General features: G+C 45.9%; 12 protein-coding genes. 9 read left to right on the top strand and 3 right to left on the bottom strand.

Annotated elements, in window-relative coordinates; all coding sequences use genetic code 11:
- Window positions 1–56 precede the first annotated feature (56 nt).
- On the top strand, window positions 57–755 hold the full coding sequence (locus RA156_RS16120) for an outer membrane beta-barrel protein (protein WP_306641592.1): 699 nt from the start codon (window positions 57–59) through the stop codon (window positions 753–755).
- Window positions 756–826: 71 nt separating this feature from the next.
- Window positions 827–1,963 carry a cytochrome-c peroxidase gene (locus RA156_RS16115; RefSeq protein WP_306641591.1) on the top strand — a complete coding sequence of 379 codons (1,137 nt, stop codon included), beginning with the start codon at window positions 827–829 and terminating at the stop codon, window positions 1,961–1,963.
- Window positions 1,964–2,000: 37 nt separating this feature from the next.
- Here the strand turns inward: RA156_RS16115 and RA156_RS16110 are convergent, their stop codons facing one another.
- Entirely contained in the window at window positions 2,001–3,881 is a 1,881-nt protein-coding gene (locus RA156_RS16110) for a hypothetical protein (RefSeq protein WP_306641589.1), read from the bottom strand.
- Between the two features lie 246 nt (window positions 3,882–4,127).
- Between RA156_RS16110 and RA156_RS16105 the strand changes: the two genes are divergently transcribed.
- The gene (locus RA156_RS16105) at window positions 4,128–4,442 is read left to right on the top strand and encodes a hypothetical protein (RefSeq protein WP_306641587.1); all 315 of its coding nucleotides are present in this window, start codon (window positions 4,128–4,130) and stop codon (window positions 4,440–4,442) included.
- Window positions 4,443–4,511: 69 nt separating this feature from the next.
- Here the strand turns inward: RA156_RS16105 and RA156_RS16100 are convergent, their stop codons facing one another.
- A complete protein-coding gene (locus tag RA156_RS16100; RefSeq protein ID WP_306641585.1) occupies window positions 4,512–5,105 on the bottom strand; it encodes a hypothetical protein in 594 nt (197 codons plus the stop codon).
- Window positions 5,102–5,656, bottom strand: coding sequence for a hypothetical protein (locus tag RA156_RS16095; protein ID WP_306641583.1), 555 nt, complete (start codon window positions 5,654–5,656; stop codon window positions 5,102–5,104). The genes RA156_RS16100 and RA156_RS16095 overlap by 4 nt, the downstream gene beginning before the upstream one ends.
- A 65-nt stretch (window positions 5,657–5,721) precedes the next feature.
- Between RA156_RS16095 and RA156_RS16090 the strand changes: the two genes are divergently transcribed.
- From RA156_RS16090 to RA156_RS16065, 6 genes are all read left to right on the top strand, one after another.
- Window positions 5,722–7,449, top strand: coding sequence for a T9SS type A sorting domain-containing protein (locus RA156_RS16090; RefSeq protein WP_306641581.1), 1,728 nt, complete (start codon window positions 5,722–5,724; stop codon window positions 7,447–7,449).
- A gap of 186 nt (window positions 7,450–7,635) precedes the next feature.
- A complete protein-coding gene (locus tag RA156_RS16085) occupies window positions 7,636–7,860 on the top strand; it encodes a hypothetical protein (RefSeq protein WP_306641580.1) in 225 nt (74 codons plus the stop codon).
- Window positions 7,861–8,063: 203 nt separating this feature from the next.
- Window positions 8,064–8,468, top strand: coding sequence for a DUF1801 domain-containing protein (locus RA156_RS16080; RefSeq protein WP_306641578.1), 405 nt, complete (start codon window positions 8,064–8,066; stop codon window positions 8,466–8,468).
- A 61-nt stretch (window positions 8,469–8,529) separates the two neighbouring features.
- Window positions 8,530–9,165, top strand: coding sequence for a GldM family protein (locus tag RA156_RS16075; RefSeq protein WP_306641576.1), 636 nt, complete (start codon window positions 8,530–8,532; stop codon window positions 9,163–9,165).
- A gap of 258 nt (window positions 9,166–9,423) precedes the next feature.
- The gene (locus RA156_RS16070) at window positions 9,424–11,775 is read left to right on the top strand and encodes a hypothetical protein (RefSeq protein ID WP_306641574.1); all 2,352 of its coding nucleotides are present in this window, start codon (window positions 9,424–9,426) and stop codon (window positions 11,773–11,775) included.
- A gap of 139 nt (window positions 11,776–11,914) precedes the next feature.
- Window positions 11,915–13,450 carry an acyl-CoA carboxylase subunit beta gene (locus RA156_RS16065; RefSeq protein WP_306641572.1) on the top strand — a complete coding sequence of 512 codons (1,536 nt, stop codon included), beginning with the start codon at window positions 11,915–11,917 and terminating at the stop codon, window positions 13,448–13,450.
- Window positions 13,451–13,485: the final 35 nt, after the last annotated feature.

Here is a 13,485-nt window from a genome sequence, read left to right as displayed (position 1 = left end):
TAGACCGTAGACCGTAGACCGAAAATCCTTAATTTAACAGAGAACACTACTACTATATGATGAAGAAATGTGCAATGCTCTGGTGTGTATTATTAATGGGGATATCTGGCATTACACAAGGCCAATCGAGCTTCGCGTTATCTCTTGACATAGGTCCGAGCTATTCGTATAGAGTTTTGAAAGGCGATGAATCGGTACAGCGGATAATCGACCTTCGAAATGAGTCAGAAGATTACGGACTCGGGTTCACAGCTGGAATTGCAGGTCACTATAAATTTAAAAATGGAACTCAAATCGAACTCGGCATTCAATACATTCGGTATGTAACGCGTACGAACGACTTGCCAGTGCTCGGAGAGTTTAATGAATTCATAGGTACTGCTGATCTTTTGTATCAATCACACTTCATAGAAATCCCATTACGAACTAGGTACGTTATCCATTTCATGAGATATTCCGTTTATATATCTCCAGGTATTGCACCGAGCTTGTTCTTGAACCAGTTCTCGAAAGGTATAATTGAGTACGACAATGGTGATTCAGAAGTCAAAAGGTCAGAAAACACGATAACTGATTTCAATGATTTCGGTCTCGTAGGGCTATTCGGTTTTGGTATAGAAATTCCAATAGGTGAAAAAATGAGAATGGCTATCGAACCTGGGGCTCGATATCATTTCTTTGAGCTCAATGATTTTAGCGTCAAAGAACATCTATACTCTTTTGGCTGTCAATTCAGGCTTATCAAACAATTTTGAAAACAGTAGTTTGAGCGATTTTTCATTTTTACTGAGGCTTCGTTTTCAGGTAGATCTCCCTACATTCCACCATGCGTTCACTACTAGCGGTATGTGCAGTGGTTATATTAATAGCGGCCTGCAAGAAGGATAAGGAGATTCCATCAGAGGAACAGGAGGTGCGGTATGAGTTGGTACTTCCCGAAGAACCTTTTGACTACGCCTACCTTGGGTTACCTGATCACGTAGCGAATAACACCCAATTAAATGTCTACGCTGCCAACAATGAACCTTCTGGGAATCCAATTACCAATGAAGGTGCAACTCTTGGTCGGGTACTCTTCTATGACCGAGCGTTGTCTGTTGACAATACGATGTCGTGTGCGTCTTGCCACCAACAAGCCTTTGCCTTCACTGACCCACGCCAATTCAGCATTGGGGTGCACGGTGACGTGACACGCAGAAACAGTATGTCGCTATTGAACATGCGCTACTTCCGCGATTTCTTTTGGGACATGAGTGCTGACGGATTGGAAGCTCAGGTATTGATGCCAATTGTAGATCCAACCGAAATGGATCAAGATCTAGAATCACTCCTTGTTGAACTCAGCGAAACAGAGCACTACCCTGCCCTCTTTGAAGCAGCCTTCGGTGATCCTGAAATTACCACAGACCGTATCTCTCGCGCTATGGCTCAATTCATCCGTTCCATTGTTTCGTTCGACACTAAGTTCGACGATGGAGTACCAACGAACTTCGCCAACTTCAACGAGCAAGAGACCCTTGGGAAAGACCTATTCTACAGCGGAGAGTTCGGCTGTAATCAATGCCACAATAGCTACAACTTCTTCACGCGTCTAGAACCTGCTAATAACGGATTGGAAACAATGACGGTAGATAGCGGATACTATGTGAATACCGGCAATCCAGATCACATCGGCATGTTCAAGATTGTGTCGCTGCGAAACGTAGAAGTCACTGGTCCGTACATGCACGACGGACGATTCGCCACCCTAGAAGAAGTCATGGATCACTACAGCGATAACCTTCAAGCCCATCCTAACCTAGATGAACGCCTAACGACTGGCACTGAAAACGGTGACCCTCCGCTTCAAATGAATCTCACCGATGAAGAGAAGCAAGCCATGATCGCCTTCATGAAAACCCTCACCGACCACGCGGTCATGCAGGATCTGAAGTTTTCAGATCCGTTTGTTGTTCTGGAGTAAAGCTAGGGACACGCATGCGTGTCCTTAACAGGAGGAGTTATTCGCACACCCCCCCAAACGCAGCCAAGAACGCTAGCAAATCCGCACCGCCGATCACACCATCGTTGTTGGCATCACCGAAGCATGAAGCAGCGCAGGCTGGGTCTTCTATACACTTACCTTGCTCTTCATCCCACACGGTGCATTCACCGCAGAGTTCATCTTGGTAAACACAGGTACCGTCGTCGCATGAAGCGCCTTCGTTGTAGTTGATCGCCATTGGATCGGTACAGCCATCAGGGAATGTACATGTATCTGAGATGTATGCTGTTGGTGCGTAGTTACAAGCGTTCACATCCGTACATCCGATGCATTCACCATCACCACCGCACTCAGCACACGTTTCAGAATACAAACATTTCCCATCAGAAATTGTCGCAGAAGCGTCGTAATTACATGCGTTTGGATCTGTACATCCTTCTTGTTCAATGCCGAATAAGAGTGCGAACGGTTCGCTGTCTGCTGCATTGATGTCAAGTGGACCACCTCCAGTATTGATAGAAGCGGATAGGCATTGACATGTACACACGATGGCTCCGCCTTGCATTGTACAGTTCCAATCTCCACCTCCCTTGCGTGTCACGGTATTCGACCAGATTGGGCTTACCGTAGCTTGACCGCCATTCATTGCGGAAGTAAAAGTCATTAGACCCACAATCATTTCATTCACACACTCTTCATTAGGGTTTGCACAAAGGAGATCTGCTTGTGGTGAAAGTGCGCTGGCGTATGTAAGTAACATGTTCCCATTCTCATCTTCAGAAAGCCCTTCCGCGATAGCGTCACCATCAGCCCAACTTAAAGTCAACGGCTCAACTAACGTTCCATTGGCGTCGTATCCAACGACAAAGAGATCTGCTCCCCCTTCGGAGTTGTATTCTTGAACTTCAGGACCTAAATCAAAATCTACCAATCCCTGGTAGCCTCCCATAAGGTAGATGAGCCCATTTCCAGACACATGCATGGAACGCAATGAAATAGGGCTATCACTTTCAATTGAACCAATCCAGGTATTTCCACCATTTGGGTTGATCATACCTGCCAGTACATTATTATGAGTTCCATCGCATCCAACGAATATTGGATTTTCTAGACCTACATTACTACAGTATTTCCCAGAGAACACAGTATTTCCATCCTGATCTGTGTCCATATCTGTGAACTCGAGCTCTTCATAAAGGTCAACAACGGTTGCCCATTGTGTATTTCCATTCGGATCCAATTTGAACGCTGATCCGTATCCATCAGACAAGACATACACTAGGTTGATCACATCACCCCCGTCATCGGTATTGAAATTCACTTCTCCTGAGAATGTACCGGCAACAATGATATTCCCTTCATTATCGGTAGTCACCTGTTGCGCTCTATCCACGCCAGCAGCCCCGATGCTCGCACCCCAGTTAAAACCACCATTTGATTGATAGTTTAGGGTGAACGAGTCTGTTTGTCCTTCTGCTAGTGAATCGAACAATCCATCTTCTGAGAACGCATTTCCAGCATAACTACCCACGAGGATTATATTCCCGTTTAAGTCTTCTGCTACGTCCGCAACAGTTATAGAAGAAGTGCTAAACACCTTGTTACTCCAAAGTGGCTCACCTTGACTTGTCAGTTTCTGAATAGTTACATTTTGTTCAGAGCCACCATTTCCGGACCCTTCAGTGATCAAAAGAAATGACCCATCTGACAACTCAGTGAATGTATTGATACCTTCTCCATTGGGCATGACCGGCTTAAAGTGATCTGTCGTGCCACACAACAGGTCCTCATCTTCGTTAACACACGTATCCTGGCACTCCCATTTTATAGTCTGTGCTTGGGAAGTGAAAACAGATACACAGAACAGCATCAAAAAGAGAAGTCTTGACTTAAACATGATTCATTGGTTGTTGGTTGCCGCAAAGATAACTCTTCGCCTGCCCAAAACAGGCATTCATCTATGGGTTTGAGAATTTGGTCGTCAAAGTAGGAGATTCGGTAGGTATTCAATTGGAAGTGGTTCGAGGGTACAGTTATTAGTCATTAGTCGCTAGTTCTTGGTTCTTGGTTCTTGGTTTTTGGTTCGAACAAGATGCAGCGCACGGCATACTGCATACTGCCAACGGTTTACGATATTAGCCCTATGAGTGAGCACACCTACCAACAGATCGGCCAACAATTCTCCGAAGAATACGGAACCACTTTGGGGCAAATGTTCGGCAAGCCTTGTCTAAAAGCGAATGGGAAAGCTTTCGCTGCCTTCTTCAAAGGGGCGATGGTCTTCAAAATTGGTAGAGACGAAGTAGCCTTACTCTTAGATAAATATCCAGGGTCAGTCAATTGGGACCCCTCAGGAAAAGGAAGACCGATGAAAGATTGGCTCGAAGTGCCAGGTGAGTTTGAAGGTGATTGGGAAGGACTAGCGAAGCAAGCGATGGAGTTCTTGGGGAAGAGCTAACTCTGACCGTGGACCGATTCTAAGCTAATCATGCTTTCCGCCTAAGGCGGACTAACCATGCTATCCATGCTATCCCGCCTCAGGCGGACTGATCATACTATCACGCTTTAAAGAGGCTCTTCGTTTCAGACTAAAAAACATCCCTGCCAACAACCCCACACCACCACCGAGATAGCTGAAATTGTGCATAGAGCCTACCATGATAAAACGTTGTGGATGCTCGAGATAGTCTGGAATAAACCAGCCGGGAGATGCTTCGTATGTAGACCCGACACCTAATCCAATAAGGCCCGTGACTAGGGCGATGACCATCGTCAGAACCAAGGCCTGAAGGGTGGTCTTCCACATATTCCGGTGGTTCTTATGGAGGAGTCCGACCATGGCTAAAATCGCACCGATGATGACACCAACCCACCAAGTGGCCATAGCACCTACGTAAGCCGCTCCTAGTCGAGGGTTCTTGAGGATGATTTCCGGACGTTCTTCTGTTCCGATGTTTTCTCCCATGCCCATTTCCATCATACGGAACTGAATGAACTTAAACTTAGTGTAGTACTCGTTCGAGATGGAATAAGTAATCTGATCATGCACCACCCCATACAACGCGGCAATCACGGGAGCCAGGATGAGGATCCCTGTGAATACGAGTACTTTTCTAATCATTGATTGCTTCCATTGATGATTTGACAGGCGTTGAGTACCGCTTGTACCTGTTCGAAGGTACTTGGCATACTTAACAGCCGCAATGACAGCTGTCCCTTTCTAATTGAGAGGTAGTCTACTTTAAACGTTTGCATGAGCTTTCTAATTGCTTGTTCCGACTCGGAATTGTACTCGTTTGTCCAATACATATGATTCTCTATCATCATATGTGACTTGCGATTCAGGAAAAATCTGAGTCTGTTAGCAAATGAACGTTCGAACAACCACAATTGCCTTGCTGGACTGTCGATGAATTTGCTGGATATCTCAACCACTTCACTGTACGGACTTGACTTAGTATTTAAGCCACTTTGGATATTAGCTTGCTTCCTTAAACCGGAAATCACGAAGTTCTCGATACTCAAATTAAAGCGCACCTCGTACGCATTTACTCGACCCTCAATATCCACCTGGTTTTCGCTAGCGATACCTTCCCATGCTTGAGCGATATCAATAAAGCCTTTGACCCACCATGAGTTAATCGGAATTCCCTCTTCAACTTCAATACTCATACTTCTTCAAGTTAATCATGATTTGCTCTTCCCCAATTGAGTACATTCGAGCAAGCACTATACTGATGAAATTAGCACTCTCTTTTTTTCTGACATTTCTACTCTTCACTTCCTACTCACAAGACCCCGATTTTCTAAATGCTTTCAGCCTTGGGGGTGAAGCACGAGGGCAAGAAACTTCTGTGGCCATCGACAACCAAGACAATATCATCACGGCTGGTGCCTTCGACGGCGAAGTTGATTTTGATCCATCGGCGAGCGAAAACCTCATCACCTCTACTGGTCTCAGCTCTGGGTATGTCCGAAAGCTAAATTTCGATGGTGAGCTTCAATGGGCCGGTGCCTTTTTCTCTCCTACGAACACCTTTTGTACCGACCTTGCCTGCGATTCACAAGGGAATATCTATGCGCTCGGTTTGTTTCTAGATAGCCTCGACATTGATCCGGGGCCGGCTGAGACTTGGATTCAAGGATTCTCCAGTCAAGTGGTTTCATTTGTCGTCAAATTGAATGCCGCAGGTGAATTACTCTGGGGATACTCTCAACCACTTGGAGTGAATGACTTCGCAAGAGACATCGCAGTCGACAACGACGACAACCTCTACGTCACTGGTCAATTCAATTATCAAATTGACTTTGATCCAGGACCTGATGAGTTTTTCATTCCGTCAGATGATATCAATCCATACACCCACACTTTCATTCAAAAACTCGATCCCAATGGAAATTTGTTGTGGGCTCGACAAATAGAAAGTCAACCAGACGGCGAGAATTATGGCCGTTCCATAAGCATCTTGAGTAACAACGACATCGTAGTCTTAGGAGAATACACCGGACAACTAACTCCAGATCCTTCAGACGAAATAGGGGTGGATGCAGGATTCGCTTTTGACATTTACATCATTCATTACAACTCAAATGGAGACTTCATTTCCCTTGACATCCTGGCTACCAACGAGAATGGATTCGATCAAGGCTTCGTATTCGATAGTGGGGTAGATAATCAAGACAACCTCTACTTCACGGCTACCTTCGATAATGCAGTCGTTTATAACCCCAGTGCAGAAAACATCCTTATTGAATCTCCTGAACCTTTTGGGAACGATATTCTTGTTGCACGAATCAACCCCGATGGGGTCCTCGACTGGCATCGAATTTTCTCCGGTTCAGGACTCGATTATGGCTTAAATGTTGACGTCCGCGCATCGAATTCACTCTTAATAACGGGGTACTTCTCAACAGACTTGAACCTCGGAGAAGGTGGAAACGCAGTCGGTCTCAACTCGAACGGGAACGAAGACGTCTTTTGGGCTGAACTCGAACTCGATGGCTCCTTGAACTGGGCTGGAACAGCTGGTGGTCCTGGTCAAGACTATGGAAACAGCATTGTTTCCGACTCGAACGGCAAAATAGTGGCAGTTGGTTCCTTTGAAGAAGAAGTAGACTTCAATCCATTCGCAGGCTCCCTGAACTTAGATGCGCAGTCGCAGCAGGATGGGTTCCTTCTAATGATGAATTCTAACTTCGTCTACACGGACGAGCATCGCTTAGACCCCGCCCTGGGTATCTACCCTAACCCAGGTTCGGATAAGTTGATTATCGAATCTCCAGATTCATTTAATGGATCCGATCTGCTTATTTCCATTTACAACCTTCAAGGACAAATAGTCTATGAGTCTCTATTGAATAGAAGAACTGAGATTCAAGTTGAGGAATGGGACGCAGGCTGTTACCAAATCGTTGTCCATAGCACCAATTTTCGACTTTCCAAACGCTGGCTTAAGATCCAGTAAGCACGAAATCAATGTCTTCTAAGCGAAAATGGCACAGTTTTCGCACTATCTCTAGTAGTTCATTCATAGCATTTGAATCGAGCCTGTTGAATAAAGTGAATACCACGTTTCGAGGTTTTAAAAAGATCTAGAAACACCCCGTGTTTACTGGATGAACAGAATTGATAATCACAACACTGCATTGATATGAACAGTCTATTTAAAACATACGTCGTCTGCGTTGTGGTCTATACAAAGGCTATATGGTCATACATGATCATCAACGACTGGACATTAGTGAACGAATACGGATGGCACTTTGATGCCGCAGGAAGCTGGTTCTCAGCATACATGGTTCACCTGATCATTGGAACACTCATTTTCTGGGGAGCCGCTGGAATTAAGAATCTGATTAAGGTATCCTTCAATTAAGGCGTTAGGCGTTAGGCGTTAGGCGTTAGGCGTTAGGCGTTAGGCGAAATACTTGAATGAATTAATAATGGGCTGTCTCATGAGGCAGCCCTTTTTGTTTACCACAATTTGCCCGTTCGCCTTTTTGCCATTTAGCCCATTCGCCATTCAAAAAAAACAGCGTACAGCATACAGCCTACCGCCTACATCCCTATCTTCAACTTATGTCAGGACTCGCAACTCAAGAAACCAATAAGAACGTTGACGCTTTTATCGACAGCATAGAGAATGCCTCAAAGCAAGCCGATGCTCGGGTCATCCGATCGATGATGGAAGAAATCTCTGGTGCCCCCGCTAAAATCTGGGGCGACAATTTCATTGTTGGCTTTGGCAAGTACACCTACCAACGGAAAGGAAGCAAGCAGGAATACGAGTGGTTTAAAGTGGGCTTTGCTCCTCGTAAATCTAAGATTACCCTCTACCTCATGCTCGATCTTAAGAGTGAGCAAGAACTCGTTTCCAAACTCGGCAAATGCAAGCATGGTGCAGGGTGCTTATACATCAACAAATTGGCCGACATTGATCAAGAGGTGTTGAAAGTGATGATCAAGAAATCTGTCAATAGTTGACCGGGGAACGTTGAATGTTGAACGACATGACCATTTCCATCCACATAATATCACTGCCTTCATGAGAGCTCTTTTTACCGTCATTTTCTTTTTTCTAATTATTGGAGTTTGCGGACAGAAACCTGTAGTGAGTAATCCGATGATGAATCTCATCTACCGTCATGTCGAAAACCCAATTTCCATCGCGATGCCCGGATACGACTGCGAGCAGCTACGCGTAAAATGTGAAGGCGCACTCTTTGATGGGAAGGGGTGCGATTATACCATCTTGGCTCAAGAAGGTAATCAGGCAATACTGACTATCAGTGCCGTGGTAAATGGCGATACTTTAGCTCAAGATGAATACTACTTCCGAGTGAAGAGTGTTCCCGACCCTGTACCTTCATTTGCTGGTAAAAAACCGAATGACCATACCATCAGCAAACCAGATTTAATGGTTGCAGCCGGGATTCGAGCTGAAATGCAAAACTTCGACTATATCATCAACACCAAAGTAGTCGCCTTTGATATGGTCGTCATGTCTCCCGAAGGGGGATACATCGTTAAGTCTTCTACTTCTAATCGCCTCACGGCGGAAATGAAAGCCCTCCTCAAAAAAACCAAACGAGGAGAGGTAGTGCGTTTCATCAACATCGTGGCTCTGATGCCTGGAGGTGAGAAACGAGAAGTCGCTAACTTGGGGTTGAAGGTGGTATAGTGGACGGTGGACAAAATTAATCCGTCTACCGTCAACGGTCCACAGTCTACTTTTTCCGGCATCCGGCATCCGGCGTCCGTTTAGCTACACTTGGTACCACCGCGATCTGCATTCCTGTTCCGGCGTCCGTTTTCCTAAAGGCAAAATCACCGCGATCCGCAATCCGCGTTCCACATTCCACATTCCGTCCACCGTCCACTGTCCACTGTCCACCGTCCACCATTTGAACGTACCTTCACCTCAAGTGTACAGAACACCATGAGGCACCTCCTACTCTGCATACTCCTGGGCTTCGGCCTTTCGGCTTTTGCCCAACCCTGTGGCAATTACTACACCGATGTGTACTGTGTTGACATTCGATGGAATGAGCAAGCAGACATCAAGGTGAAAAAGGTTAGCCTGGTGGATGTTATGGGAGAACCCTTGTATCATCAAGATCATTACTCCGTTGGTCGCAGGCCTCAACTGGTTGAGGGGAAGGAGATGGTCTTTATTGAGAACACTAAAAAAGAGCGGACTAAGCATGATTGGCCAAGGGTTGATTTTGATGCCCTTGAGGTACTTGGCGATTACATTTGTCCTCTTCAGAAGCCACCGCGTTCTGAGATGAAGCATCTCTTTTTCGATAAGCCTGTTTACGTGATTAGGGTTGATTACGAATGGAACAACGAATCACGCATCGCTTACCATTCCATTCAGGCGGATCGTAAAATCAATTTATGTTCGAACCATTTAACCGGAGACTATCTGGTTCAACGAGATCACATCGCATTCTATGATGGGAGTCTATTCACTCCTGAAGAAATTTGGTTGCCGAATGAGTACAAAGACGATGATTTCAGATCATTAAGGATACGGGTTGATTCCGTGTTAGAAGACAAAGGTCAAATGATCATCATCAAAGGTGTTGATTACGGAAACTGGTTTACCGGTGAAATGAGAACCCTAGACTTCGAAGCCGAAATCAAGTTCCACGCCGCACGCTATAATGACTACGTGGTGCTCGACATCTTCGAACAGCCCAATCCCATTCATCCTGATCTGCGCATTTTCGTTCGTGATGAGCCTGTTTATGACGGCTTGCGTAGGAAGAAGTACATCCATTTGCGCTACAATTCAGCCAAAGACCGATACGAGGTGTTTCCCGATCTCTGCACGGTAGGTAATGAATGGTTTGACGAGAACACCAAGCTCTGGAAACGCACGCTATTCCGCGATAGCGAAAAAGAGATTACCATTACCACCCAACAATACCAAGATAGAACTTGGGTCACAACCAACGAAAGTACCCGACAGAAACCTCAACCATTCACGACAGATTACCGCTGCGTGCAATGGTTAGATGGCCAAGTTCATGTGCTGCCGGTACAATTCACCAATGGTAATGCTGGTTATTTCCATGCCCTCGACACCTTTATTTACGCAAACACTTGTACTGAAGAGCTGTACTGGAAGGAACCGAAGCCTCAACCCATGAGTTATGATTTGGTTTGTCCGGCTAGAGGAACACAAGCCATTGCCTTCAATGATTCTGCGTGGCTAAATCCTATGGGGCTCTATCACGAAGAGCAGTACTTAAACCTACCTCTAGGAGAAGGAGCTGTGCACCAGCTTCGCGTTGATTATTTCATCACTGACCCGAAGAATGAGGTGGTGAACGAAGACGGGAATCGTGCTTTTCGTATTCCCAGAGGGGAACACCGTGTGCTTGAATTAGAGACAACCGAAGATGGTCAACCCGTGGGCTATGGACTTCGATCAACTGTTACCGGCGACAAGTATGGAACCTGGAAACGTTGGAAGGGAAATCAACGCCTTGCCGATACGATTACGATCAAAGAGCTAAGCATTCACATTCCGAACATTGGTCTAAGTAAAATCACGGAGGTCGTAATTGATGGTCTCCAAGTGAAATACCTTCATGAAGGACAAAACTTAACCGTGTACCTCAAGAAGGGTGATCGTCATATTGAAATTCGGACTGAAGATGGAGCGGGATACTATGATATCAATTATGACTTCTTACCAGCGCAATCAAGTGTATACCTGTTCCTACTTGAAGATGGAGATGATTATCACACTGCCTACGGAGTGCGCTATCCCGTGAAATGGACCGAGCGTTTCGTCATTCATTGGAATATTTTGCCCAACATGCGCTTCCATCCTTCTGAAGCCATTGAAGAAATCAAGGCTGCCTACCCTCAGCTTTCCTTCTTCGAGTTCGGTAGTTATATGGGCTACTATCAATTTGAAGTGAATGCTTCTGCTGATTACGAATGGATCCTCGAAGAACTGCTTGAATACGATCAAATTAAAGGCCTCGCCCGTGTCGCCGAATTGTACTACGACGAGTCTTGCTTTGACGACCTCGTGACATTCGAAATCCCAAGCCATATCCCCTCACAAGACCTCAGAGACCTCCTCGAAGAACATGGTTTTGATTCCTCAACATTAAACCAATACTCGGGCTATTCTGAAGTTCGCTATCGCGGAAATATTTACGGTAAAGAGATGCTTGCGGCCATCAGAAATCTTCAAGAGGCCTTGCTATCAAAGGCGGTTAATCCGAATTGGTATATAGAAGTGGAGTTGGATGAACTGCGGGAATAAGATGAAAGGCTGCGAAAAGTGTAACCAAGACTTTTCGCCTAAAAAAAACGGACGCCGGATGCCGGACGCCGAATACCAAAACCAGTGATTCAAAGTTTCGACTATCATTCGTGTTTGTTGTTTATCCTATCTTCGTCCCATGAAATTCGAGCAACTCGATCAGAAGCTCGCTGAAGCCAAATTGGGTGGAGGCGAAAAGCGCATTGAAGCGCAGCACAGTAAAGGAAAACTCACCGCACGCGAACGTATTGAATACCTGTTAGATGAAGGTTCATTTGAAGAAATGGGAGCCCTCGTCACACACCGTTCTACCAACTTTGGCTTAGACAAGCAGAAGTTCCTTGGTGATGGTGTTGTCACAGGATATGGTAAGATCAACGGACGTCTAGTTTACGTCTTCAGTCAAGACTTTACGGTGTTGGGTGGTTCTCTTGCTGAAGCTCATGCGGAGAAGATTTGCAAGATCATGGATCTCGCAATGGAAAACGGAGCCCCAGTGATTGGATTGAATGATTCAGGTGGAGCGCGTATTCAAGAGGGCGTTGTTTCACTTGGTGGTTATGCTGACATCTTCTACCGCAATGTACAGGCGAGTGGGGTGATTCCACAGCTAAGCGCGATCATGGGGCCTTGTGCCGGTGGGGCCGTGTACTCACCTGCCCTGACTGACTTCATCTTCATGGTTGAAGGAAGCTCGTACATGTTCGTGACCGGTCCTAACGTAGTCAAGACAGTGACACACGAGGAAGTAACCGCTGAAGAACTTGGTGGAGCCTCTACGCATAGCACAAAGAGTGGTGTTACCCACTTCTCTTCAGACAACGAGGTAGCTTGTATGCGCAAGCTGCGTGAGGTGTTGAGTTACGTCCCACAGAACTGTGAAGAACCTGCGCCTAGTCTCGACTATACGCCAGGTGATGAGACGCGTATGCACTTAGATGAGATTGTTCCAGAAAGTGCCAACCAGCCATACGATATGAAAGATGTCATCAATGGTGTCATCGATGAAGATAGCTTCTGTGAAGTGCACGAATCATACGGTGAGAACATCGTTGTTGGTTTTGCACGACTTGCAGGAAAAAGCATTGGTGTGGTAGCGAACCAGCCGGCGTACTTAGCTGGGGTTCTTGATATCACCGCTTCGAACAAAGCAGCGCGCTTCGTGCGATTCTGCGATGCCTTCAATATTCCATTGTTGGTCTTCGAAGATGTACCTGGATTCCTCCCTGGAACTGATCAGGAATGGAATGGTATTATTTCGAATGGAGCGAAACTACTTTACGCATTCAGTGAAGCAACCGTTCCACGTATTACCGTGATTACGCGTAAGGCCTACGGTGGTGCATACGATGTAATGAACTCGAAGCACATTGGTGCCGATATGAACTACGCTTGGCCTTCAGCAGAGATTGCCGTTATGGGTTCTAAAGGTGCGGCTGAGATCATTTTCCGTAAAGAAATCGCTAGCGCGGAAGACCCAGCAGCGAAGCTTGCGGAGAAAGACGCGGAATACGCAGAAATGTTCGCTCACCCTTACCGAGCAGCTGAGCGAGGTTATGTGGATGAGGTTATCAAACCGCACGAGACTCGCAAGAAGCTCATTCGAGCATTTGACATGCTTCAAAACAAGGTGAAGCACCTACCGAAAAAGAAACACGGAAACATTCCATTGTAAATAAGAAAGGGCCGCAATTGCGGCCCTTTTCTTTA

Source organism: Sanyastnella coralliicola, from assembly GCF_030845195.1.
Classification (GTDB): domain Bacteria; phylum Bacteroidota; class Bacteroidia; order Flavobacteriales_D; family Sanyastnellaceae; genus Sanyastnella; species Sanyastnella coralliicola.
This window is presented reverse-complemented; position numbering and strand designations above follow the sequence as displayed.